Below are 23,078 nucleotides of genomic sequence, written 5' to 3'. Positions count from 1 at the left end.
TCGGCCAGGCGCTCGACCAGACGTTTGGCCAGCTTCAGCCGGCGAGGTCCTCGGCCAGGCGCGGCGCGTTGACCACCTTGCCCAGGAAGCGCTCGGTCTCGGCGCCCGGAGCCGTGGCCAGCCAGACGATCACCCGCCCCGAGGCGTCCACCGGTGAACCGGCGAAGCCGGTCGCGCTGACCGAATCGGTCCCGCCCCGCGCAGCACCGGCCTCGGTGACGACGAAGCCGGGCTCGATGTTGAAGGCGCGGATCCCGTCGCCGCGGTGCTCGGCGTTGATCGCACCGGCGATCCGGCCGAAGGCAGCCTTCGCAGCCGAGTAGGACAGGCTCCATCCGCCCTCGCCGGGGGCGGCACGCGGGTCGTGGGTCGCGGAGCCGGAGCAGAGGTTGACGACGGTTCCCCCACCGTTGGCGATCATCGCCGGCAACAGCATCTGGGTCAGCCGCACCTGCTCGACCATGTTGGCCTCGAGCGAGGCGCGCAGGGTGTCCACGCTGAGCTCGAGGAAGCGAGCCTGGGGCAGGTGCAGCAAGGCGTTGTTGACCAGGACTGCGGGCGCGCCCCAGGTGTCGAGCACCGTCTTGGCGGCTGCGGCGACCGAATCGGTGTCGGTCAGGTCCATCGGCACCGGCAGCGCCCGTACGCCGTGGCGACGGATCAACGACTCGGTGGTGGCCAGGCTGCCGGGAACCGCGATCGCCTCCTGGGACCCGTGCAACGAGCGTGGCGGCACCGTCCCCTCGCCCTCGTTGACGGTGCGCGCGGTGAAGGCGACGTCGAAGCCGGCTGCGGCCAGGGCCTCGGCCGTCGAACAGCCGATGCCCCTGCTGGCACCGGTGACCAGCGCGTGGCCGCGGGGTGCGGCGGTCATCAGATGCGTTCGATGATCGCACCGGTCGCCTGCGCCCCACCGGCGCAGATCGCGACCATGCCGATCGACAGGTCGCGGCGCTCCAGCTCGTCGATCAGCGCGGCGATCAACCGGATCCCGGTCGAACCGACCGGGTGGCCCAGGGCGATCGCGCCGCCGTTGACGTTGAGCTTGTCGTGGTCGACACCGTGCACCTGGGCGAACGACATCGGCACGGCAGCGAAGGCCTCGTTGACCTCGAACAGGTCGATGTCGCCGATCGTCATACCGGTCCGGGCCAGCAACCGCTCGGCCGCCCGGACGGGGCCGTCGAGCAGGAACTGCGGTTCGGCGCCGACGAGCACCTGGGCCCGGATCCGGGCCCGCGGGGTGAGGCCGAGCTCGCGGGCACGGTCCTCGGCTGCGATCACGGCGACGGTGGCGCCGTCGGAGATCTGGGAGGAGGTCCCGGCGGTGTGCAGGCCGTCCTCACGGATGGCGCGCAGTCCGGAGAGTCCCTCGACGGTGGTCTCGCGCAAGCCCTGGTCGCGGGTGAACGTGGTGCCGTCGGGCAGCGTCACCGGCAGGATCTGGCGGTCCAGGCGACCCTCGTCCCAGGCCGCCCGGGCACGCTGCTGCGAGCGGGCCCCGAAGGCGTCGAGGTCGGCGCGCGACAGGCCTCGTCGTACGGCGATCCGGTCGGCCGCCTCGAACTGTGCGGGCAGGTCAACGGTCCAGTCCTCCGGGCGGGGCTTGCCGACCTCGCCGAGGTTGGAGAGCAGCGGCACCCGCGACATCGCCTCGACACCGCAGGCCATTCCGAGGTCGTAGTGGCCGGCCGCGATCTGGGCGGAGACCAGGTGCACGGCCTGCTGGGCCGAGCCACACTGGGCGTCCAGGGTGGTCGCGCCGGTCTCCTCCGGCAGTCCGGCGTGCAGCCAGGCGAAGCGGGTCACGTTGTTCGACTGCTCGCCGGCCTGGGTCACGCAGCCGCCGATCACCTCGGTGACCTCGGCCGGGTCGATCCCGGCACGCGCCACCATGTCCCGCTGGGCTCCGGCCAGGAGCTGGACGGCGTGGATCCCGGACAGGGCTCCACCCCGCTTGCCGTACGGCGTACGAGCGGCGTCGACGATCACGGGTGCTGCCACAGGGGTCCTCCTGGAAGAGACGATGTGTGGCGACGCTAGATCCGCGGCGGGATCGGCGCGTGGGTCTCTCCCGCCCAGCGGAAAGCTCAGGCTGTGGCGCGGATCTCGGCCAGGAACTCCGCGATCCGGCCGATCGCCTCCTCGAGCATGGTCACGTCGGGCAGGGTGACCAGGCGGAAGTGGTCCGGGGTGGGCCAGTTGAAGCCGGTGCCGTGGGTGACCAGGATGTGCTTGGAGCGCAGCAGGTCGATCACGAACTGCTGGTCGTCCTTGATCGGATAGACCTCGGGGTCCAGCTTCGGGAAGCAGTAGAGCGCGCCCTTGGGCTCGACCGAGGAGACGCCGGGGATGTCGTTGAGCATCCGGTGGGCCAGCATGCTCTGCTCGTAGAACCGCCCGCCGGGACCGATGAACTCCTCGATCGACTGATAGCCGCCGAGCGCCGTCTGGATCGCGTGCTGGGCCGGGACGTTGGCGCACATCCGCATGTTGGCGACCAGGGTGAGGCCCTCGAGGAAGTCCTCGGCCAGGTGCTTGGGCCCCGAGACCATCAGCCAACCGGCGCGATAGCCGCAGACCCGGTAGGCCTTCGAGAGACCGCTGAAGGTCAGGCACAGCACGTCGTCGTCGGTGTAGGCGGCGGTGTGGTGGTGGACCGCGTCGCCGAACAGGATCTTCTCGTAGATCTCATCGCTGAAGATGACCAGGTCGTGGCGCCGAGCGATGTCGACCAGCGCCTTGACGGTCTCCTCGCTGTAGACCGCACCCGTCGGGTTGTTCGGGTTGATGATCACCAGGCCGTGGGTGTTCTCGGTGATCTTCGACTCGATGTCCTCGAGGTCCGGCATCCAGCCGTTCTCCTCGTCGCACAGGTAGTGCACCGGGGTGCCGCCGGAGAGGCTGACCGCGCCGGTCCACAGCGGATAGTCCGGTGCCGGCACGAGGATCTCGTTGCCGTCGTCGACGAAGGCCTGGAGCACCATCGAGATCAGCTCCGAGACGCCGTTGCCGATGAAGATGTCGTCGACGTGCGCGTCCTGGAGCCCGCGGGACTGGTAGTACTGCGCGACTGCGGTGCGGGCCGAGAAGATGCCGCGGGAGTCGGAGTAGCCCTGCGCCTCGGGCAGGTGGTGCACCATGTCGGCGACGATGGCCGCCGGAGCCTCGAAGCCGAACGGGGCCGGGTTCCCGATGTTCAGCTTGAGGATGCGGTGGCCCATGGCCTCGAGGCGCTGGGCCTCGACCAGGATCGGTCCCCGCACGTCGTAGCGGACGTTCTTCAGCTTCTGGCTCTGCTTGATTCGGCGCACCGCCCCATGATCGCAGGCCGATGGGTGCCCTGTCGCAGCAGTTTCACCGGAAGTCCCGAGCCGCGGACCTCAAGCCAGGGGCAGGTATGCCGTCAGGTCGGCCCGCTCACCACTCGCCCGGACCCGACCATCGCCCTCGGCGTCGGCGAAGGTCTCCTCCCCCACGGCGAGGGCCACCCACGTCGCCGGATCGAGCTCGACGACGGCAGGCGGCGTACCCCGCTTGTGCCGCACGCCCTCGATCACCTGGACCGCGGCCCAGGGCGGGACGCGCACCTCCACCGAGTTTCCTGGGGCGCGCTGCTCGAGCACCGCGAGGAAGTGCTTGGTGAGCAGCCGCATGTCCGCAGGCTCGCGTCGGGAGAGGGCCAGGGCCACCGCGGAGGGTTCCGCCGGGACCAGTCGTCGTGCCATCCTCCAAGTATCCCCGCTCGCGGGGTTTGGCTCCCACGAGGTCGGGTATCGACTATTCCGGAGCCAGCGAGGGCTCTCTGACTCGGCGGAAGGAATCACCCCAGCATGTACACGATCAGTGACGGTGGAGGTGGCCCCCGCACATGGAGTGGCCCCAACGAGGAGAAGCTCTACAGCATCTTCATGGCTGGCACGACGTCCCTGGAGGAGACCAGGGACCGCTGGAAGCAGGGGAAGACCTCCCTGGTCTCGGCACGTGACGACCTCAAGACCCAGGCCGACTCGTTGCGGACCCTGTTCGGCCAGAGCAACGGCGACGGGCCGGGCGACAGGGCCGCGGCTGCCTACATGGCGGTGGTGGACTCGCTGGAGCCCCGGATCGCGGAGGTCGACAAGGCGGTCACCGCGCTCGACAACGTGCTCACCGCGATCGACGACGCCCGGACCAGCTGGGGCGGCATGCCCACGGTCACCGTGGCCGAACCCGGCCCCGTGGCGGCGGTGAGCCTCTCCGGAGCGGCGCAGAAGCTCGTCCACGAGCAGCAGAAGCAGAACCGGAACGCCCGCGCCGGGCAGATCCTGCGCGACTTCGAGTCCAGGGTCACCTCCTCGAGCGACGTCTTCCGCGAGATCGCGGGCGAACCGCCCGTGGACCGTCCCCAGCCGACGGGAAGCTCCCCGAGCGGGCCGTTGTCACAGGGGCAGAGCGTCCCGAGCTCGCGGCCGCACGCGACCTTGGCCCAGAGCAGCCAGAGCCAGGTCGTCGACACCGGCATCCACTCGACCCCGCCGACCCAGCAGCCCCCTGTCGTGACGACGCCTCCGACGATCAACCCGCACCCGGAGACAGAGACCGGCAACCTTCAGGGGCCGACCCCCGGCCAGGTCCCGACGACCGGCACGCCGGGCCCCTCGGTACAGCCGAGCACGGGCAGCACCGCGGGCGTCGGACCGGGCGTCGCCGGTGCCATCGGCGGAGCGGCAGTGGCCGGTGCCGGTGCGATCGCGGCCAGCCGGCCCGGAGCGATGTCGGGGCGCGGCATGACGCCGGGCACCAATGCGCCGGCCAAGTCCACCAAGGCCACCCTGGGTCGCTCGGCGAGCGCCCGTGGCGCGGCGAGTGGCGCCCTGGGTCGCAACGGGATGGTTCCCGGAAGCGGCGGCGCAGGTCGCGGCGGCGCCGCAGGTTCCGGCCGAGGCACCACCTCGTCCGGTCGTGGCTCGGCCAGCATCCGTGGCGCAGCCGGCGGCCGGACCCCGATGATGCCCGGCACCGGTGGCGCGAACGGCAAGGGCGTTCCCGGCAGCGGCGGGCGCGGCGCGCCCGGTGGCCGCTCGACCGGTGCCGCGGGCCGCGGGATGCTCCCCGGTAGCGGTGCTGCCGGACGCGGGCGCGGCAAGGGCGACAAGGACGCAGCCGCCGAGCACTTCGAGTACGAGGACCAGGACGGCTGGCTCGACGACGACGCCACGACCGATCAGGTCATCGACTGATTGACGCGCAACTGATGGGTTGGGCGGTCGGTGCCGCGTAACTGATGGGTTGGGCGGGGTCGGTGCCGCGTAACTGATGGGTTGGGCGGCCCCTGCCAGGTAACTGATGCTTTGGTCGCTCAATCGGGCCCTCGGGGGCTCCCAATCCATCAGTTAGTTCCGCCCCGGCTCCCAACCCATCAGTTGGTTCCGCCCCAGCTCCCAACCCATCAGTTGGTCGCTCGAGGACGCTCCCCCGCAGCAGCAAAGCGCGAGGCGGTACGACGTACCGCCTCGCGCAGCTCTTCGGGCTCCTCAACGGTGAACTCGGCGTCGACCGAGGCCAGCACCGCCAGCGGCCAGAAGAGGTCGTCGGCCTGCATCGTCAGCACCGTCGATCCCTCGCTCTCGACGAGATCTCCCCATCGGCCGACCACGGCGTCCACCGTGGCCGCGTCGCAGGCGAACCGCACCCGGACGTCGTGCCGCCTCGGGATCTGGCGAAAGCCGCTGCGCACGAACGCGAGCGCATCCTCGGCCGGCAGCTCCCGCTGGCGGAAGCGGGCACCGGTGAGGGCGACGTCGCTGGCTCGATCGACGCGGAAGGAACGCCAGTCCTGGCGGTCGCGGTCATAGCCGACGAGGTACCACCGGCGGCCCATCGAGACGAGGCGGTGCGGCTCGACGTGGCGACGGGTGGGGTCCGACTCGCGCGCGGTGTAGCCGAAGCGCACCGCTTCGGAGTCCCGGCAGCCCTGGGCCAGCGTGGTGAGCGTGGCCGCGTCGATCGGCGGAGCATGGGACGGGGCAGGGATGGTCTGCGAGGTGAGCGCGTCCATCCGACGACGCAGCCGTGGCGGCATCAGGGAAATCAGCTTGGTCAGTGCCTGCAGCGAGGTCTCCTCGACCCCGGCGACAGCACCGGCCGCGGCGGTACGCAGACCGACCGCGATCGCGACGGCCTCGTCGTCCTCGAGCAGCAACGGAGGCAACGTGGTGCCGACCTGGAGCTGGTAGCCACCGGTCACCCCGCGAGCGGCGTCGACCGGATAGCCGAGCTCGCGCAGCCGATCGATGTCGCGGCGCAGCGTCCGCGGGCTGACCTCGAGCCGATCGGCGAGCTCGCCGCCGGGCCAATAACGGTGGGTCTGCAGCAGGGAGAGGAGACGCAACATGCGGGCGCTGGTGGACATGGATCCAGAGTAAATCTGATTGCGGTCAAGATGTGGCCGCAAGCCACGGAATCGTTCGGGACATGACACCGAACCAGATGACCGGACCAGTGATCGTCACCAAGAACCTCACCCGGACGTTCACCACACGCAACCACACGGTCGAGGCCGTTCGCGGCCTCGATCTCGAGATCGGGCAGGGCGAGCTCGTCGCCTTCCTCGGCCCCAACGGCGCAGGGAAGTCGACCACGCTGCGCATGCTGACCACGTTGATCCCACCGACCTCCGGAACGGCGAGCGTGGCGGGACACGATGTGGTCGACGAGCAGCGCCAGGTACGCCGCTCGATCGGCTACGTCGGTCAGGGCAATGGCGCGGGGCACCAGCAACGCGGGCGTGACGAGCTCGTCTCGCAGGGGCGGGCCCACGGCCTGTCGCGGGCGTCGGCGCGCGCTCGCGCCGACGAGCTGGTCGCCGACCTCGACCTCTCGGCCGTCGCCGACCGCACGGTGATGACGCTCTCCGGCGGACAGCGCCGACGCCTCGACATAGCGATGGGGCTGGTGCACACACCCCGGGTGCTCTTCCTCGACGAGCCGTCGACCGGACTGGACCCGCAGAACCGCGCCAACCTGCAGTCACTGGTGCAGAAGCTGCATGCCGAGACCGGGTCCACGATCGTGCTCACCACGCACTATCTCGAGGAGGCCGACGCCCTGGCCGAGCGGGTGATCGTGATCGACCACGGCAGCGTGATCGCCGACGACACCGCGTTCTCCCTCAAGTCCCGGTTGGGTGATCGGATCCTGCTCGGTTTCACCGACGCCGAGGACGCGGGCGTGGCAGCGGAGCGGGCCGGCAACCTGGCCGGAGGCGTGGCGGGAGCCGTCGTACGCCGTGAGGGCGCGGCCGTCGAGCTCCGCGTGACCGGTGGCCACGAGCTGGCGCCGCACCTGATCCATGACCTGCACTCGCGCGGCGTCGTGGCCTGTTCCATGGAGGTCTCCCGGCCGACGCTGGACGACGTGTTCCTGGACCTCACCGGACGCAGCCTGCGGGAGGCCTCGGAGGGCGCGGGTTCCCCGACTGCCGATGACTCGACCACGCACGACGAGCCCAACAACGACGGGCCCAACAACAACAACCGGCCCACCGCCACCGAGGAGACCGCAGCATGAGCACCCTGACCACCACCGACCCGAGCACCCTGACCACCCCGCGCGCTGTTCCCACGAAGGATCCCGGTTTCCTCGCCGACACGTGGAACGTGATGACCCGCGAGCTCAAGCCACTCGTGCGGGAACCGGCCTCGGTGCTCTTCGCGATGGTGCAGCCGCTGGTCTTCCTCGGCCTCTTCGCCCCCTTGCTGCCGAGCACCCCGGACGGGTCGGCCCTGCAGTGGTTCGTGCCCGGGATTGTGGCGATGACCTGCCTGATGGGCGCGTCCTTCACCGGGTCGGCGCTGACCACGGAGATGATGACCGGCTCCCACGAGCGACTGCTGGTCTCGCCGCTGAACCGTTCGGCACTCCTGGTCGGGCGAGCATTGAAGGAGGTCGTGCCGATGCTGATGCAGACGGCGATCATCCTGGTCATCGTGACGCCGTTCAGCTTCGACCTGCACCTGCCGGGAGTGCTCGTCGCCGTGGCGCTCCTGTCGCTCTTCTCCATCGGCATCGGGTCGCTGTCGTTCGCCCTGGCCCTCGCCGCCAAGGACAACGAGTGGGTCTTCTGGACCGTCCAGCAGACGGTGATCTTCCCGGTGCTGCTGCTGGCCGGGATCCTGCTCCCCCTCGACGGTGCACCGGGATGGCTGCAGACCGCCTCCGACCTCAACCCGCTGACCTATGTGGTGGAGGCGAGCCGAGCGCTCTTCGCCGGGGACTGGCCGATGGCCACGATCGGCCAGGGATTCCTGGGTGCGGGCCTCGTGGCAGCACTCGGGATCGGGATCGGGCTGCGGGCGATGCGCAACTCGTCCTGACCCGGTTGTCGGCCTGAACGCCACAGCTCCCCGACCGGGTATCCGGTCGGGGAACTGTGGGCGTGGAACGCCGGTAGTGAGGATCAGGCCAGGGCAGCCGGCAACGTCGCCGTCCAGGCCTCACGGACCTCGGCGACAGGCACCTCGAACTGGCCCTCGACGGCGAGCACGGAACCGCCGGTGCGACCCAGCGGGGTGAGGGGTACGCCGTGCTGCTCGGCCAGGGCGACCAGGGCGTCGGCGTCGGTGTCACGCACGGTGACGACCGCCCGCGCTGCGGACTCGGCGTACAGGTCGACGAACGCGTCGCCGGCGAGCGCCACCGAGGCGCCGATGCCGTTGCGGATCGCGGACTCCGCCAGGGCGATGGCCAGGCCACCGTCGGAGAGGTCGTGGGCCGAGGTGAGCAGCCCGGTGCCGGCGACGAGCAACTGGCTCAGTGCCCGCTCGGCGGCCAGGTCGACGACCGGCGGTCGACCCCCGAGGTGGCCGTGCACGACGTGTGCCCATTCCGAGCCGGAGAGCTCCTCGCGGGTCTGGCCGAGCAGGAAGATCTGCTCGCCCTCGGCGACGAAGCCGGTCGGGGTGCGCTTGGTGACGTCCTCGATCACACCGAGGACGGCCACCACCGGGGTCGGCAGGATCGCGGTCTCACCGGTCTGGTTGTAGAGGCTCACGTTGCCGCCGGTGACCGGGATGCCGAGCTCGAGGCAGGCGTCCTTGAGGCCACGGCAGGCCTCGGCGAACTGCCACATCACGTCCGGGTCCTCGGGCGAGCCGAAGTTGAGGCAGTCGGAGATCGCCATCGGCACCGCGCCGCCGGTCGACACGTTGCGGTAGGACTCGGCCAGCGCCAGCTGCGCACCGGCATAGGGGTCGAGCTTGGCGAAGCGACCGTTGCAGTCGGTGGAGACGGCGACGCCGAGGTTGGTCTGGTCGTCGACGCGGATCATCCCGGAGTCGGACGGCTGCGCGAGCACGGTGTTGCCCTGGACGTAGCGGTCGTACTGGTCGGTGATCCAGGACTTGTCGCACAGGTTCGGCGAGGCGATCAGCTGCAGCAGCGTGGCCTTGAGCTCGTCACCGGTCCCCGGGCGGGCAAGCGCCTCGGCGCCATCGGCCTGGAGCGCGTCCTGCCACTCGGGGCGGGCGTAGGGGCGGTTGTAGGTCGGTCCGTCGTGGGCGACCGAGCGCGGGGGTACGTCGACGACGCGCTCGCCGTGCCAGTCGATCTCGAGGCGACCGGTGTCGGTGACCTCGCCGATCACGACGGCCTCGACGTCCCACTTCGCGCAGATCGCCATGAAGGCGGCGACGTCGTCGGGCTCGACGACGGCCATCATCCGCTCCTGGGACTCGCTCATCAGGATCTCTTCGGGCGAGAGCGTGGAGTCGCGCAGCGGGACCCGGTCCAGGTGGACCGACATGCCGCCGTCACCGGCCGAGGCCAGCTCGGAGGTGGCGCAGGACAGGCCGGCACCGCCGAGGTCCTGGATGCCGGCGACGACCTTGGCGGCGAACAGCTCGAGCGTGCACTCGATCAGCAGCTTCTCCATGAACGGGTCGCCGACCTGGACGGCGGGACGCTTGGCAGGCCCACCCTCGTCGAAGGTCTCCGAGGCGAGCACCGAGACGCCGCCGATGCCGTCGCCGCCGGTGCGGGCGCCGTACAAGATGACCTGGTTGCCGACACCGGATGCCTTGGCCAGGTGCAGGTCCTCGTGGCGGAGCACGCCGACGCAGAGAGCGTTGACCAGCGGGTTGCCGAGGTAGGTCTCGTCGAAGACCGCCTCGCCGCCGATGTTGGGCAGGCCGAGGCAGTTGCCGTAGCCACCGACGCCGGCCACGATCCCGGGCAGCACGCGGTGGGTGTCGTCGGCGTCGAGCGGGCCGAAGCGGAGCGGGTCCATCACGGCGACCGGGCGCGCGCCCATTGCGAGGATGTCGCGGACGATGCCGCCGATGCCGGTCGCGGCGCCCTGGTAGGGCTCCACGAACGAGGGGTGGTTGTGCGACTCCACCTTGAAGGTGACGGCATAGCCCTGACCGATGTCGATCACGCCGGCGTTCTCGCCGATGCCGGCCAGCATCTTGCCGACCGGGGTCTCCTGCGGCACCTCGCTGAATTGCTTGAGGTGCACCTTGGTCGACTTGTAGGAGCAGTGCTCGGACCACATCACCGAATACATCGCCAGCTCGGAGCTGGTGGGACGACGGCCGAGGATCTCACGGATCTCGGCGTACTCGTCCGGCTTCAACCCGAGGTCGGACCAGGGCTGCTCGCGCTGGGGATCTTCGGCGGCGACAGCGACGGTGTCGAGGACAGGGCGGGAAGTCTCAGGCACGGCGCAATCCTAAGCCGTACGCCGTCTGGTGGCGGCCCCGGTCTCGCGGCACCCGGGAGCCGATGAATTACAGATCTGTAGTTCAACGCGAGGACTGTTACGGGTGTGACTCGTGGGGTTAAGGTCACCCGAGCCTTCCCCTTGGAGTCCCTGATGCGCCCCCTCATTGCCCTGTTGTCCGCTGCCATCTGCAGCGCGATGCTCACCTCGTTCGCCCTGGCGGCACCCGCCCACGCCGACAACCGGGTCACCCCCGGGAACTTCACCGGATATGGGTTCGACCAGTGCGTCGCACCGACCCAGAGTGCGATGGACGACTGGATGGAGAACTCGCCGTTCTCCGCCGTCGGCATCTACATCTCCGGCGACTCGCGTGGTTGCCGCAGCCAGCCGAACCTGACCAGGACCTGGGTGACCAAGCAGCTCGCGAACCGCTGGGTCCTGCTCCCGATCACGCTCGGCCCGCAGGCCAGCTGCTCCACGTCCTTCCCGCGCTACGGCAACGACGAGGTGATCAGCGCCTCGAAGTGGAACGCCTATGCCACGGCCAAGCTGCAGGCACGCCGCGAGGTGGACAAGGCGATCACCGCCGCGACCGGTCTCGGCATCACCAAGGGCAGCACGCTCTGGTACGACCTCGAGGCCTTCGACATCGACAAGACCACCTGCCGCGAGTCGGCGATCCGCTTCCTGCACGCCTGGACCCAGCGGCTGCACGACAAGGGCTGGAAGTCGGGCGTCTACTCGAGCGCGTCCTCGGGCATCAAGATGCTCGACGACGTCCGCATCAACGGTCCCCGGGTGATCGAGCTCCCCGACGCGATCTGGATCGCTCGCTGGGACGGCAAGGCGAACCTGACCACGTCCTACATCTCCAACAGCGGCTGGATGCCGCACCGCCGCGTCAAGCAGTACAAGGGCGGCCACAACGAGAAGTGGGGCGCGACCACGATCAACATCGACAGCAACTGGATGAGCCTGGGTCGCGGCTCGCTCCGCTATCGGGAGGGCACGACGTGCTCGGGCGTGGACATCAACCTGTCGACGTACCGCACGCTCTCGGCCACCCGCGACAACGACAAGGCCTCGGTGCTCGCCCTCCAGTGCCTGCTGCGCTCCAAGCGCCTCTACTGGGGCAAGATCGACGGGATCTTCGACGTCGGGGTCCGTCGCGCGCAGTACAAGTTCCAGAGCGCCAAGGGCGCCACGCCTGCCAGCACCTGGACACGACGGTTCTGGATGATGCTGCTCAGCGACGGCGGCACCCGCACCGTCAAGCGCGGACACACCTCGCCGGCGATCAGCCGACTGCAGCGCACCCTGACCGCAGCCACGGCCAACCACGTCCCGACCACGGGGACCTTCGACGCCGCCACCGAGAAGGCCGCGAAGCTGTGGCAGGACAACATCAACGCGCGTCAGTCCGGCGTGATCAACACCGAAGGTTGGCGACTGCTGGGCCGGGGGCTCTCCAAGCGCTGAGTCGCGGCCGACGAATCCCGCCTCGGCTGCACGGAACGGGTACGACGACGCCCGCGGACCGAAGCAGGTCGGCTACTTGCCGGGTGGGCCCACGAACAGCAGCACGACGAACAACACCGCGACCAGGGCCAGGATGACGACCACGCCCTTGACCGGGTTGCGCACGACGGTGGCCGTGACCCGCTCGAGGGGACCGGTCGGCTGCTCGGTGCGCAGACGCCAGGCAGGCTCCACACCCCAGTCGCCACGCTCGACCTTGACCGTGGTCCACAGGGTGAGGAACGGGACCACCGCGGCGACCAGTGCGGTCGCGTGGCGGGTCAGCTTCCATCGGGAGTCGATCCCGACCAGGACCGCCATCACGCAGTAGGCGAGGAACACGAAGCCGTGCAGGCCACCGAAGATCCGGACGGCGAGCTCGGTGGTCTCGGTGACATATTTCAGGAACATGCCGACCAGCAGCCCGGCCCAGGTGAACGCCTCCAGCGCGCCGAGTCGCACGAACAGCGTGCGCGGTCCGCTCTTGGCGGACGTCTGCTGGACGGCCGTCTCGGTGTTGCTCACGCAAACACCCTCTCGGCGAGCGAGGTGAAGAAGCCGAGCCCGTCGGTGCCGGGACCGGTCAGGTCCTCGATCGCGTGCTCGGGGTGAGGCATCAGGCCGACCACGTTGCCGGCCTCGTTGCTCACGCCGGCGATGTCGCGCAGCGAGCCGTTCGGGTTGCCGCCCAGGTAGCGAGCGACCACGCGCCCCTCGCCCTCGAGCCGGTCCAGGGTGGCCGCGTCGGCGACGTACGAGCCCTCGCCGTTCTTGAGGACCACGGTGATCTCGGCGCCCTCGGCGAAGGCCGAGGTCCACGGGGTGCGGTTGTTCTCGATGCGCAGCTGCTGGTCACGGCAGACGAACTTGCGGTGGTCGTTGCGGATCAGTGCGCCGGGCAGCAGGTGGGACTCGCAGAGGATCTGGAAGCCGTTGCAGATGCCGAGCACGGGCATGCCCTTGCCGGCCGCCTCGATGATCACGGTCATCATCGGCGAGAAGCGGGAGATCGCACCGCAACGCAGGTAGTCGCCGTAGGAGAAGCCCCCCGGAAGGACGACCGCGTCCACGCCCTGGAGGTCCTCGTCGCCGTGCCAGAGCGCGACGGCGTCGCCGCCACCGATCCGGACCGCGCGGCGGGCGTCGACGTCGTCGAGCGAACCGGGGAAGGTGACGACACCGATGCGGGACATCAGGCGGTGTGCTTTCCGCTGGCGGTGGCGCCCTCGACGTGGATCGCGTAGTCCTCGATCACCGGGTTGGACAGCAGCGTCTCGGCGATCTTGTGCACCTCGGCGAGGCGCTCCTCGGTGGCCTCGCCCTCGATCTCGAGCTCGAAACGCTTGCCCTGGCGGACGTCGACGATGCCGCCGAAGCCGAGCCGCGGCAGCGCACCGTGGACGGCCTTGCCCTGGGGATCGAGGATTTCGGGCTTGAGCATGACGTCGACGACGACTCGGGCCACGGGAGGCTCCTAGGTGCACGGGGTGGTTGCGCGAACAGGGGTCAGTCTAGTTGGGCCTGAGCCGCTGGCGGGCCTCGGGTGACCACGGTGGTTGTCACGGTGGTCACCCGAGGCCGCACGTTGCTCAGATCATCGGACGGCCGTCACGGCGGGCCTGCGCCCACTCGCGGAAGAACGCACCGCCGATGACGGCGAGCACGATCGCCACGATGATCGGCCAGATCAGCACATAGATGGTGAGTGCCAGTGCGGTTGCATCCATCACTTGCCTGCCTTTCCTGCGGGCAGCGGCTCGTCGCCGGCGTCAGGCACCGCTGCCTGCTCGCCGGTGTCGAAGTCGCCGGTCCGCTGCTTGATCAGCGCGAAGTCAAACTCCATCTCGGAACGGAACGACATGGCCGCGCAGACGATCGTGCTCACCGCGTAGGCGACGAGCGATCCACTCAACGTGGCGTAGTCGTGCAGGAACCCGATCACGAACGGTCCCGACACCACGGCGGCGAGGACGCCGACGATGAGGGCGACCCGCTGGCCGAGGAAGCCGAAGACCATCAGCCCTGCGACGACGCCGATCCCGACGACGTTGAGCAGGTCGACCACGATGCCCGCCACGCCGTCCATCGGGATCCACCCGAAGCGGACCGGGATGAAGGTGGCCAGCGCCGCGATCACCGAGACGGTGAAGGCGGAGTTGGTGACCTTGCGCCAGTAGAAGCTGGCGATCACCGGGAAGACCAGCGCACCCCAGAGGGCCCCGACGAAGACCAGCAGGTCGAGGATGTCGAGCTTGAGGCTGGCCAGCGCGATCGCGATCGCGGTGGCGACCACCATCGTGATCCGCCCGATCAGCAGCATCGTCTTCGGGTCGGCGTTCTCCTTGCCGGCGATGTTCTGGCCATAGATGTCGGCCATCACGATCGAGGAAAGGGCCGAGAGGTCCGAGTCCGCGGTCGAGGAGAGCGCGCCGATGATCATGATGAAGAACAGCACCAGCAGGGCCAGCGGCAGGTAGGACGAGGCCATCTGCGGGACAATGTTGTTCACGTCCCCCTCCAGCACGTCGATGTCGAGGTAGAGCGCGAGCACGCCGAGCATCCCGACCCCGATCACCATCGCTCCATAGCCGATGGTCGCCGTGATGAAGGTCGGCTTGATCAGGCTCTCGCGCACCGCGAACAGCCGCTGCGCGATGGTCTGGTTGCCGATCGCATAGGCCAGGACTGCGGCGATGTATGGCGCACCCTGGTTGAGGAATGCCTCGCTGGAGAAGAAGTTCGACTGGTGCGCGGTCAGGTTGCCCGCACCGGTCTCGAAGGCCGCCGGGAAGCCCGCGGAGAAGAAGATGACCGGAACCAGGATGGCCACCGCCCCGAGCATCGCCGCGACCTGCACGAAGTCGGTCAGCACCGAGGCACGGAAGCCGGACCACAGCGAGTAGAGCAGCACGCCGAGCGCGACGATGAAGACGCCCTGGACGAAGTTGAACGGGGAGAGCAGGGCGATCAGCAGGCCACCGGCCAGGAAGTTCGACATCAGGCTGATCAGGGAACCGACCACGTTGGAGCCGGCCAGCAGCAACTGGCTCGAGGCCCCGTGCCGCGCGTGCATCACCTCGGCGAGGGTGTGCGCCTTCGGCGCGACCTCACGGATCCGCTTGCCGAAGGGATAGATGAACAGGATCATCAACGCACCCCACAGCCCGTAGTGGATGGGGCCGGAGATCCCGTAGGTGTAGCCGGAGGTGGCCGAGGCATACATCGACGATGCCCAGATCCAGGTGGCCGTCATGCTCGCGGCGGAGATGCCGAATCCGATGTCGTTCCCGGCGGTCATGTAACCGTCGGCGTTCTCGTTCTTCTTGCCGATGCTGAGGGAGATCCAGAAGGTCCCCCCATAGAAGATCACCAGCAGCAACACCACCAAGGGGATGCCGAACTGTTCCATCTCTGACGCGTTCAACGCGTCACCTCCCAAAATGTCGAGAGTTGTCGGGTGGACAGGCATGGTTCCCGCGGCATCCGCCTCAATTCACTGTTGTGTTGTACAAAGTTCAATGCTGCTGGCGCACCATAACAAGGTCGGGCACGGGCGCCCATTCGTCGTCGGGGACCACGGAGCGCGGGAGGCGGCGCCAGATCGGCGGCGGACGGTGCCAGGTCGGCGGCAGGGCTGCCGATCAGCCGACGGGTCATCGACCGGTCAGTTGCCGGTCACATGCTGGTCACGTGCTGGGCCAGCGGCAGCGGCGTGCGCTCAGGCGCGACCGATCAGCTTGTTGTCATGCCAGGTCAGGAGCCTGCGCGAGAAGGAGCCGGTGGTGTGGTTGCCGACACCCCGCCAGACCACCACGCCCTTCTGGACATACCCGCGATCGGCGATCTCGTCGGTCTCCAGCAGCGGCACGTCCTTCTCCCTTGCCACCGTGCGCATCGGCGCCGTGGAGCTGGCCGAGGTGGTGCGACTCAGCGTCGTCGCGGTCGCGAAGACCACGTCGGCACCCACGTAGCGCAACCGCCACAGGGTCCCGTTCAACTGCGCGCGCGAGCTCCTGATCCCTGAGAGGACCACGATCGGGCGCCGGGCGCGGTCGCGGTGGATCTGGCGATAGAGCGCCTTGTTGTAGGAGTCGGCGGCGGGCAGGATGAACGGCCGGCCCGACCGGGTGCGCGGCTTGAAGCCCCAACCACGCGACTTCGTGGCCGCCCGCAGGCCATCGGCGTGCTGGGCCGCCATCGAGTCGCCGACCAGGTAGACGACTCGCGACTTCGAGCTCCGCGAGCCGTAGGAGCTCCACAGCGGCTTGGTCGCGTCGGCCGGACGGTGCTCGCCGGTGGCATAGACGAACGGCTTGTCATTGGGTCGGTAAGGGATCGGCGCCGCAGTCCCGGGCGGCGGCATGCCGATCACCAGGACACTGACCAGCGCCGCCACCAGCCGGGTGCACCGCACCCGACGACGACGGGTCGGAACCGAGCCGAGAGGAGTCATCGCTGTCGATCGTACGTTCGCCGCCGCATGCTGGCCACCCCCTGCCTGCGGGCGTCGGGTCAGGATGTGTGGCCTCAGCCCAGCTCGCGCTCGAGGATCCCGACGACCGCCGATCAGTAGTTCTCCAGCCGGGACTTGGCCCGCTCCCGCCCGTCGTCCGTGCTGTCGCCGGCACGACCCATCTCGGTGTCGAGCCGCTGACCCCAGTCGCTGGTGGTGAGCCACTCCGAGTATTTCCGCTGCTGCTCCGGGGTCAGGTCATCGAGGTTCGTCTTGGGCCCCATGCCCTCCGGATAGGCCTCGGCGGGCATGTTGTGCCAGTAGGCGTCACGAACCAAGTGGGCATTGGCCTCGTGCGATCCCTCGAAGAGCCTGCTGGTGAGCAGGTTGGTCTCGCCGGTGCTGTCCTGGTGCAGCCCCTCCTTGATGGCCTCCGCCACCTGATCGGTGAGATAGCCCGTCAGCGGCACCTTGCCGGGGTCGAGCTCGCCGAGCACCGCTGTGCCCAGATCGACGTAGCCATCTATCCGAGCGTTGTACGCCTCGTCCTTGCTGAGGTTGTCCTGGGCGATCTCAGTGGATGCCCCGAAGTCGATCGAGCCGAGGACCTCGCCGTTGACCCGCGCGACCGGATCGATGTCCGTCTCGGCCGACCCGGGGGTGTCCACCCCGTGAAGTCGTCCGTTGAGCGCGTCCAGTGCGGTGGCGTTCGACATCCCGCGCAGGATCTCGCGACCCTCCGCGTCCTTGGCCAGCTCAGCGAGCACGAATCGCGTGGCGTTCCCACCGTCCTCTCCCCCCGTGTTGAACCGAGCGTCGTCGAAGACATAGCCGGGCGTCAGGTCACCCGCGCTGGGGTCAGAGCCCAGCGCTGTGTGCACCGACGGCATGTAGCGACCCAGGACCCGGGACAGCTGCTCGCGAACCGAGGGATCCAGGGTGTTCTCCTCGGAGAACTTCCCCTGCTTCCCCTCGCTCGTGAAGTCGGTGTAGGTCTCGTCGACGATCGACTCCACGATGAGCACCGAGCGGTCGTTGGCATCGACCGTGGTCGCGGCCTCGAGCGCATCACCCAGGGTGGACATGCTCGAGGGGAACTCGTGGCGGTAGTCGTCGGCCTCCATGTCGACGGCGAACCCTTGGGGCCAGTCGCGGTCGGTGAGCAGGTAGTCCACGCGCTCCAGCCCGTTGGAGTCGTCATGATCACTGGGCGCGAAGAACTCGCGGGCCGCTTCAGGGTTGCGGGTCAGCGCCTCCATCAGGCCGGCCATCGGATCGTGGCCCAGCGGCTTGTCGGTGCCAGAACCGTCGGTGAAGTCGATGTCGAGGGGAGGGTTGGGGATGTAGCCGGCGCGAGTGCCCGCACCCGGGCCGTCAATGGCTTGGGTGACCTGACCCCACGGCGTGTTGCCGTGCTCCTTGACCCACTCCCGCTCGAACTCATACATCCCGTCGCCCACGCGGTCGAGGAACCCCTCGCCATGGTCGCCGGTGCCGAGGAGGGGACCGAGCAGCTGGTAGCCGCGAATGTAGGTGTGCTTGCCACCGTCGGAGTCCATCCCCGGGATCGGGATCCGTTCCTCGCCACGCTCGAGCAGGGCGTCGATCCAGTCGGAGGAGACGTGGCTCGGGCTGCCGGTGTCATCTGTCGCAGCCGTCCCCCGGGTGCCGTTGGCCAACACGTTGCCCAGGGCCTTCTGCAGGTCGCTCTTGGTGGAGTCGTCGGTGTCGGCACCGATGATCCGGCCGCTCAGGTCGATGAAGTTCTCCGGCCCCATCGTCTCGAGCTGGCTCGTCGCCACGACCTCGTCGTCACCATAGGCCTCGAGCAGATCGACGTACGCCGGGTAGTCGTCGCTGCCGTTGTCGGCGATGTCGGTCCCCATCTCGCCCAACTTGTCGCCGAGGTCCTGGCGAACACGCTCGGGGTAGGCCGAGATGAAGTTGTCGACCTGGTCGGGGTGGTCCAGCGCATATTGGACCAGCTCGGCATCGGTCATGTCGCGCATGTGCGCGGGCAGGGCAGCGTCCGCAAGCGACCCGTCACCACCGTCGTAGGAGCTGTTGTGGGCGCGAGTGAGCACCGCGCTCAGGGCGGTGTCGGCATTGTCGGCGTCGGTGAGTGCGTCCGAGATGAGCGCGGCAATCTCGTCGACCTCGCCCTGCGTCACGTCGGTGTCTCCCTCGGGAGGGTTGACCGTCCCGGTGGTCAGATTCACCGTCATCCCGCGGCTTCGCGCGGTGCCCAGTGCGGACTCGAGGTCGGCCTTGGCCTTGGTCAGGGAGATCTCCGCCTCGTCGACCTCAGTGGTGACCTGGGAGACCTCGGCCACCATGTCGGCCAGGCGGGTGGAGAGATCACTGTGGTTGGTCCGCGCGGCAGTCGCCGCCTCGTCGCTCCAGGTCTCCGGCGGCTCGGCCGCCAGGATCTCGTCGTTGAGGTCGATCAACGTCTTGCGCTTGGTCACCAGCGTGTCGCCGAGGCCGGCCAGATCGGCGGGCGTCCAGCTCAACAGGGTCTTGGCCGTGAGTCCCATCAGATCAGCTCCGGCTTCAGTCGGCCCATGTTGCGGTTCACGTCCGCATCGGCCTGGTCGTAGGTGTCTGCACTCGCGACCATCTCGGCGCTCTGGTCCTTGGCGTCCTTCTTCCAGTTCGTGAAGCGCTTCTCCCAGGTGGTGCTCAAAGTGGTGGCCGCCGTGGCGCTCTTGCTCCCCGGGAGGGCAGTTCCGATGATGGTGAGGTCCTCACTGGGATCGGCCGATGCGACATCCTTGGCCGCCGCCTTGATCTGCGCAGCAGCCCGAGTCACATCGTTGGTGATGACCTCGGTTCCTTCTCCAGCCACCGGAACTCCTCCCGCGATGCGCCGAGCATCGACACGTGTTGATCACAGGTGCATACCCGGCGACGTGGACGGCAAACTCTTGTGACTAGCTCAGCTCGCGCTTGAGGATCTTGCCCGTGGCCGTCATCGGCAGAGCGTCCACGATCTCGACGATGCGCGGATACTTGTAGGCCGCGAACTGCTCCTTGCCCCACGCCACCAGCTCCTCGGCGGTGACACTCGCGCCCTCCTCGAGGATCACCACCGCCTTGACCTCCTCGCCATGGCTCTCGTGGGGTACGCCGATCACGGCGGCGAGGCTGACGTCCGGGTGCGAGAGCAGGACCTCCTCGATCTCGCGCGGATAGATGTTGAAGCCGCCGCGCAGGATCATGTCCTTGGACCGGTCGACGATGTAGTAGAAGCCGTCGGCGTCCTTGCGGGCCAGGTCGCCGGAGCGGAACCAGCCGTCGTGGATCGCCTCGGCGGTGGCGTCGGGACGGTCGTAGTACCCCTTCATCACGTTCGGTCCCTTGATGGCGATCTCGCCCACCGACTCCTCGCCCTCGGCGGTGTCGGTCCAGTCGTCGTTGATCAGCTTCATCTCGACGCCCGGGATGGGCAGCCCGATCGATCCCACCCGCGGCTCCTCGCCGTAGGGCGAGAAGGAGGCGACCGGCGAGGTCTCCGAGAGCCCGTAGCCCTCCAGGATCGTGACGCCGAAGCGCTCCTTGAAGTTCTTGTGCACCTCACCCGGGAGCGCGGACCCGCCAGCCGCCGCGATGCGCAGGTTCTTGGCGAGCGCACTGACGTCCACGCCTTCTTCGAGTGCGCCGAGCAGGCCCCAGTACATCGTCGGCACACCGGCGAAGAAGGTGACCTTCTCCTTGAGCATCAACCCGAGCGCCGCCTGCGCCTCGAACCGCGGCAGCATCACGACGGTGCCGCCGAAGGCGAAGGCGCCGTTCTGGATCACGGTCTGGCCGAAGGAGTGGAACAGCGGCAGCACGCACAGATAGGTGTCGGGGTTGGCCGAGTCGGCACCGAACAGCTGCTCACCGGAGAGCGCGTTCGAGATCATGTTGGAGTGCGTCAACTCGGCGCCCTTGGGCTGGCCGGTGGTGCCCGAGGTGTAGAGGATCACCGCGGTGTCGGAGGAGTCGGCCGCAACCGTCTCGAAGGCCGGTGCCTTGCCGGCAAGGGCCGAGCCGAACGTCTCGGCACCCTCGATCGGCGACGCGGCAGCGGGGTCGGCGGTGATCACGAAGAACGACTCACAGCCTGCGACCTGCTCGAACCCGACGCTGCCCTCCTTGGCCATCGGAAGGTCCGCGGTGCCCTCGAAGCAGAAGTAGGCCTTCGCGTCCGAGTCCTCAAGGTGGTAGGCGATCTCGCGGCCCTTGAGCAGGACGTTCAGCGGCACCACGGTCGCCCCGGCCTTGAGGATGCCGTAGTAGACGATCGTGAAGAAGGGCAGGTTTGGACAGGTCAGGGCGACCTTGTCACCGGGCTCGATGCCACGCTCGACGAGCAGGTTGGCGACCTGGTTGGCCGCACCGTTGACCTGGGCATAGTTGAGTCGGGTGTCACCGAGGACCACGGCGTCGCGGTCGGCGAAGTCACGGGCTGAGTTCTCGAGGAGCGAGGCGAGGTTCATGGACAGAACCTATCTCGCACCAGTGCCCCACGTCACCGATGCGGGCACTGCAACTTGGCGGTGTCGGGGCGTGCACGCACACCCGTCGGGTGCGTCGCTGTCAGCTGGTGCCCGAGCGCACCATCTCGACGCCCCGGTTGGCCAGCTCGTCGGCGCGGTCGTTGCCCGGGTCACCGGAGTGCCCCTTGACCCAGATCCAGTGGATCGTGTGCCGGGCGACCTGCTCGTCGAGCATCTGCCACAGGTCGACGTTCTTGACCGGCTTCTTCGCCGAGGTCTTCCAGCCGTTCTTCTTCCAGCCGGCGATCCAGGTCTTCATCCCGTTCATCACATAGGACGAGTCGACGTGCAGGGTGACCTCGCACGGCTTGGTGAGTGCGGTGAGTCCCTCGATGACAGCCTGGAGCTCCATCTTGTTGTTCGTGGTCATCAGCTCGCCACCGAAGAGCTCGCGCTCGTGGCCGCCGGAGCGCATCCAGGCTCCCCACCCGCCGACACCGGGGTTGCCCTTGCAGGCCCCGTCGGTCCACATCTCGACCTTGGGCATGTCCTCGGGTGCGGCGTCGTTCATGCGGCAGAGACTATGCGGGCGGCCCGGCGCAGGTCGTCGCGGGCTGCCAGCGGTCCGAGTCGGTCCAGCACCGGGCCGACCGGGCGCAGCAGGCCAACGGCGTACGCCGTGCAGGTGGCGGTCACCCTGGTGCCCGTCGGGGTGGCGACGAAGTCGAGCAGCAGGTCGACGGTGACGCCGCGCCAGGTGCCACGCTCGGCCCATCGCTGCTCCGGCTCGAAGACGGTGATCTCCATCAGCGGGCGCAGGCCGGGCCAGGTCACGTCGTGCCAGCGCGTGCCCACCCGGGGTGGCCCCTCGGTGAGCACCTGCACCGTGCGCAGGCTCGACTGCCACTCGGGACGGCGTACCGGATCGGAGAGCAGCGCGAACGCCTCCGCCGGGGAGGCAGCGAAGTCGACGTCGAGGGTGAAGCTCACCAGCGGTTGCCGGTGAGCAGCTCGTAGGCCTCGACATACTTCGCGCGGGTCAGCTCGACCACCTCGTCGGGCAGGGCCGGCGGCTCCTCACCGGACGACTTGTCCCAGCCGCTCGCCGGCGAAGTCAGCCAGTTGCGCACGTTCTGCTTGTCGTAGGACGGCTGGGTCCGCCCGGGCTGCCACTCGGCGGCCGGCCAGAACCGCGACGAGTCCGGGGTCAGCACCTCGTCGCCCAGCACGATCGTGCCGTCGGCGCGGGCGCCGAACTCGAACTTGGTGTCGGCCAGGATGATCCCGCGGCCGCGGGCGATCTCCTCGGCCGTTCGATAGATGGCAAGGGTCCGCTCACGCAGCTCGGAGGCGACCTCGGCGCCGACGGCGGACTCCACGGCCTGGTAGGAGACGTTCTCGTCGTGGTCGCCGACCTCGGCCTTCGTGGCCGGGGTGAAGATCGGCTGCGCCAGGCGGCTGCCGTCCTCGAGCCCGGCGGGGAGCTCGACCCCGCAGACGGCACCACTGCCGCGGTAGTCGGCCAGGCCGGAGCCGGTCAGGTAGCCCCGCGCCACGCACTCGACCGGGAACATCTCCAGGCTCTCGCAGATCACCGCGCGGCCGGCGACCTCGGCCGGCACGTCGGTGGAGACCACGTGGTTGTCGACCCCGAGGGTCTCGAACCACCACAGGGACATCCGGGTGAGGATCTCCCCCTTGTCCGGGATCGTGCTGGACAGCACGAAGTCATAGGCGCTGATCCGGTCGCTGGCCACCATCAACAGGTTGCCGGCGTGCTCACCGGCGTCGATGCGGTAGAGGTCGCGGACCTTGCCCGAGTGGAGGTGGGTGGTGCCCTCGATGGCCGGCGCGGCCGGGATGTTCAGCATGTCCGGAGCCTATCGAGGCCCGACATCTCGTGTCATGGCACGCTGGT

The 23,078-nt window shown here is 68.8% G+C and carries 22 protein-coding genes; 4 read left to right on the top strand and 18 right to left on the bottom strand.

Features of this window, described 5'->3' with window-relative positions; all coding sequences use genetic code 11:
- Window positions 1-34 precede the first annotated feature (34 nt).
- The 4 genes from BJ980_RS13135 to BJ980_RS13120 all read right to left on the bottom strand — a co-directional run bounded on the left by BJ980_RS13135 (window position 35) and on the right by BJ980_RS13120 (window position 3,728).
- Window positions 35-874 (bottom strand): SDR family oxidoreductase, encoded by an 840-nt coding sequence (locus BJ980_RS13135; protein ID WP_179502704.1) that lies wholly within the window; start codon window positions 872-874, stop codon window positions 35-37.
- Window positions 874-2,004, bottom strand: a complete 1,131-nt coding sequence (locus tag BJ980_RS13130; protein ID WP_179502703.1) for a steroid 3-ketoacyl-CoA thiolase — start codon at window positions 2,002-2,004, stop codon at window positions 874-876. The genes BJ980_RS13135 and BJ980_RS13130 overlap by 1 nt, the downstream gene beginning before the upstream one ends.
- 86 nt (window positions 2,005-2,090) lie before the next feature.
- Window positions 2,091-3,314, bottom strand: coding sequence for an aminotransferase class I/II-fold pyridoxal phosphate-dependent enzyme (locus tag BJ980_RS13125; protein WP_179502702.1), 1,224 nt, complete (start codon window positions 3,312-3,314; stop codon window positions 2,091-2,093).
- A gap of 69 nt (window positions 3,315-3,383) precedes the next feature.
- Window positions 3,384-3,728 (bottom strand): sterol carrier family protein, encoded by a 345-nt coding sequence (locus BJ980_RS13120; RefSeq protein WP_179502701.1) that lies wholly within the window; start codon window positions 3,726-3,728, stop codon window positions 3,384-3,386.
- A 105-nt stretch (window positions 3,729-3,833) separates the two neighbouring features.
- Between BJ980_RS13120 and BJ980_RS13115 the strand changes: the two genes are divergently transcribed.
- Complete coding sequence (locus tag BJ980_RS13115) at window positions 3,834-5,222, top strand: hypothetical protein (protein WP_179502700.1); 1,389 nt, start codon at window positions 3,834-3,836, stop codon at window positions 5,220-5,222.
- A gap of 209 nt (window positions 5,223-5,431) precedes the next feature.
- Here BJ980_RS13115 and BJ980_RS13110 read toward each other — a convergent pair whose 3' ends face one another.
- Window positions 5,432-6,394: a helix-turn-helix transcriptional regulator gene (locus BJ980_RS13110; protein WP_179502699.1), complete on the bottom strand. Its 963-nt coding sequence runs from the start codon at window positions 6,392-6,394 to the stop codon at window positions 5,432-5,434.
- 62 nt (window positions 6,395-6,456) lie between these two features.
- On the opposite strand from BJ980_RS13110, the gene BJ980_RS13105 reads away from it, so the two are divergent.
- A complete protein-coding gene (locus BJ980_RS13105) occupies window positions 6,457-7,551 on the top strand; it encodes an ATP-binding cassette domain-containing protein (protein WP_246279972.1) in 1,095 nt (364 codons plus the stop codon).
- Window positions 7,548-8,357, top strand: coding sequence for an ABC transporter permease (locus BJ980_RS13100; protein ID WP_179502698.1), 810 nt, complete (start codon window positions 7,548-7,550; stop codon window positions 8,355-8,357). Before BJ980_RS13105 ends, BJ980_RS13100 begins: the two co-directional genes overlap by 4 nt.
- A gap of 83 nt (window positions 8,358-8,440) precedes the next feature.
- Here the strand turns inward: BJ980_RS13100 and purL are convergent, their stop codons facing one another.
- Window positions 8,441-10,702 (bottom strand): phosphoribosylformylglycinamidine synthase subunit PurL, encoded by a 2,262-nt coding sequence (gene purL, locus BJ980_RS13095; protein ID WP_179502697.1) that lies wholly within the window; start codon window positions 10,700-10,702, stop codon window positions 8,441-8,443.
- A gap of 153 nt (window positions 10,703-10,855) precedes the next feature.
- Here purL and BJ980_RS13090 point away from each other — a divergent pair, with 153 nt between their 5' ends.
- The gene (locus BJ980_RS13090; RefSeq protein WP_179502696.1) at window positions 10,856-12,184 is read left to right on the top strand and encodes a glycoside hydrolase domain-containing protein; all 1,329 of its coding nucleotides are present in this window, start codon (window positions 10,856-10,858) and stop codon (window positions 12,182-12,184) included.
- Between the two features lie 72 nt (window positions 12,185-12,256).
- On the opposite strand, the gene BJ980_RS13085 is transcribed toward BJ980_RS13090, so the two are convergent.
- The 12 genes from BJ980_RS13085 to BJ980_RS13030 form a co-directional block, all read right to left on the bottom strand.
- Entirely contained in the window at window positions 12,257-12,748 is a 492-nt protein-coding gene (locus BJ980_RS13085) for a DUF3817 domain-containing protein (protein ID WP_218855506.1), read from the bottom strand.
- Complete coding sequence (purQ, locus tag BJ980_RS13080) at window positions 12,745-13,416, bottom strand: phosphoribosylformylglycinamidine synthase subunit PurQ (protein ID WP_179502695.1); 672 nt, start codon at window positions 13,414-13,416, stop codon at window positions 12,745-12,747. The genes BJ980_RS13085 and purQ overlap by 4 nt, the downstream gene beginning before the upstream one ends.
- Window positions 13,416-13,688, bottom strand: a complete 273-nt coding sequence (purS, locus tag BJ980_RS13075) for a phosphoribosylformylglycinamidine synthase subunit PurS (RefSeq protein WP_179502694.1) — start codon at window positions 13,686-13,688, stop codon at window positions 13,416-13,418. The genes purQ and purS overlap by 1 nt, the downstream gene beginning before the upstream one ends.
- 124 nt (window positions 13,689-13,812) lie before the next feature.
- The gene (locus BJ980_RS13070) at window positions 13,813-13,950 is read right to left on the bottom strand and encodes a putative transporter small subunit (protein ID WP_179502693.1); all 138 of its coding nucleotides are present in this window, start codon (window positions 13,948-13,950) and stop codon (window positions 13,813-13,815) included.
- Complete coding sequence (locus tag BJ980_RS13065) at window positions 13,950-15,632, bottom strand: sodium:solute symporter family protein (protein ID WP_179502692.1); 1,683 nt, start codon at window positions 15,630-15,632, stop codon at window positions 13,950-13,952. The genes BJ980_RS13070 and BJ980_RS13065 overlap by 1 nt, the downstream gene beginning before the upstream one ends.
- A 309-nt stretch (window positions 15,633-15,941) precedes the next feature.
- On the bottom strand, window positions 15,942-16,676 hold the full coding sequence (locus BJ980_RS13060; protein ID WP_179502691.1) for an SGNH hydrolase domain-containing protein: 735 nt from the start codon (window positions 16,674-16,676) through the stop codon (window positions 15,942-15,944).
- A gap of 113 nt (window positions 16,677-16,789) precedes the next feature.
- Window positions 16,790-19,213: a DUF6571 family protein gene (locus BJ980_RS13055; protein WP_179502690.1), complete on the bottom strand. Its 2,424-nt coding sequence runs from the start codon at window positions 19,211-19,213 to the stop codon at window positions 16,790-16,792.
- A complete protein-coding gene (locus tag BJ980_RS13050; RefSeq protein ID WP_179502689.1) occupies window positions 19,213-19,524 on the bottom strand; it encodes a hypothetical protein in 312 nt (103 codons plus the stop codon). Before BJ980_RS13050 ends, BJ980_RS13055 begins: the two co-directional genes overlap by 1 nt.
- Before the next feature lie 85 nt (window positions 19,525-19,609).
- Complete coding sequence (locus BJ980_RS13045) at window positions 19,610-21,160, bottom strand: long-chain-fatty-acid--CoA ligase (protein ID WP_179502688.1); 1,551 nt, start codon at window positions 21,158-21,160, stop codon at window positions 19,610-19,612.
- A gap of 100 nt (window positions 21,161-21,260) precedes the next feature.
- Window positions 21,261-21,731 (bottom strand): ribonuclease HI, encoded by a 471-nt coding sequence (gene rnhA, locus BJ980_RS13040; protein WP_179502687.1) that lies wholly within the window; start codon window positions 21,729-21,731, stop codon window positions 21,261-21,263.
- Window positions 21,728-22,150 (bottom strand): SRPBCC family protein, encoded by a 423-nt coding sequence (locus BJ980_RS13035; protein ID WP_179502686.1) that lies wholly within the window; start codon window positions 22,148-22,150, stop codon window positions 21,728-21,730. The genes rnhA and BJ980_RS13035 overlap by 4 nt, the downstream gene beginning before the upstream one ends.
- Window positions 22,147-23,031: a phosphoribosylaminoimidazolesuccinocarboxamide synthase gene (locus tag BJ980_RS13030; protein ID WP_179502685.1), complete on the bottom strand. Its 885-nt coding sequence runs from the start codon at window positions 23,029-23,031 to the stop codon at window positions 22,147-22,149. The genes BJ980_RS13035 and BJ980_RS13030 overlap by 4 nt, the downstream gene beginning before the upstream one ends.
- Between the last annotated feature and the right edge of the window lie 47 nt (window positions 23,032-23,078).

The organism is Nocardioides daedukensis (assembly GCF_013408415.1).
Classification (GTDB): Bacteria; Actinomycetota; Actinomycetes; order Propionibacteriales; family Nocardioidaceae; genus Nocardioides; species Nocardioides daedukensis.
This window is presented reverse-complemented; position numbering and strand designations above follow the sequence as displayed.

Coding starts and splice junctions, on each gene's coding strand:
- BJ980_RS13055 (WP_179502690.1), bottom strand. CDS start 19,213: ATGGGACTCACGGCCAAGACCCTGTTGAGCTGGACGCCCGCCGATCTG.
- BJ980_RS13090 (WP_179502696.1), top strand. CDS start 10,856: ATGCGCCCCCTCATTGCCCTGTTGTCCGCTGCCATCTGCAGCGCGATG.
- BJ980_RS13060 (WP_179502691.1), bottom strand. CDS start 16,676: ATGACTCCTCTCGGCTCGGTTCCGACCCGTCGTCGTCGGGTGCGGTGC.
- rnhA (WP_179502687.1), bottom strand. CDS start 21,731: ATGAACGACGCCGCACCCGAGGACATGCCCAAGGTCGAGATGTGGACC.
- purQ (WP_179502695.1), bottom strand. CDS start 13,416: ATGTCCCGCATCGGTGTCGTCACCTTCCCCGGTTCGCTCGACGACGTC.
- BJ980_RS13030 (WP_179502685.1), bottom strand. CDS start 23,031: ATGCTGAACATCCCGGCCGCGCCGGCCATCGAGGGCACCACCCACCTC.
- BJ980_RS13135 (WP_179502704.1), bottom strand. CDS start 874: ATGACCGCCGCACCCCGCGGCCACGCGCTGGTCACCGGTGCCAGCAGG.
- BJ980_RS13065 (WP_179502692.1), bottom strand. CDS start 15,632: ATGGAACAGTTCGGCATCCCCTTGGTGGTGTTGCTGCTGGTGATCTTC.
- BJ980_RS13120 (WP_179502701.1), bottom strand. CDS start 3,728: ATGGCACGACGACTGGTCCCGGCGGAACCCTCCGCGGTGGCCCTGGCC.
- BJ980_RS13100 (WP_179502698.1), top strand. CDS start 7,548: ATGAGCACCCTGACCACCACCGACCCGAGCACCCTGACCACCCCGCGC.
- BJ980_RS13045 (WP_179502688.1), bottom strand. CDS start 21,160: ATGAACCTCGCCTCGCTCCTCGAGAACTCAGCCCGTGACTTCGCCGAC.
- BJ980_RS13105 (WP_246279972.1), top strand. CDS start 6,457: ATGACACCGAACCAGATGACCGGACCAGTGATCGTCACCAAGAACCTC.
- BJ980_RS13110 (WP_179502699.1), bottom strand. CDS start 6,394: ATGTCCACCAGCGCCCGCATGTTGCGTCTCCTCTCCCTGCTGCAGACC.
- BJ980_RS13115 (WP_179502700.1), top strand. CDS start 3,834: ATGTACACGATCAGTGACGGTGGAGGTGGCCCCCGCACATGGAGTGGC.
- BJ980_RS13070 (WP_179502693.1), bottom strand. CDS start 13,950: ATGGATGCAACCGCACTGGCACTCACCATCTATGTGCTGATCTGGCCG.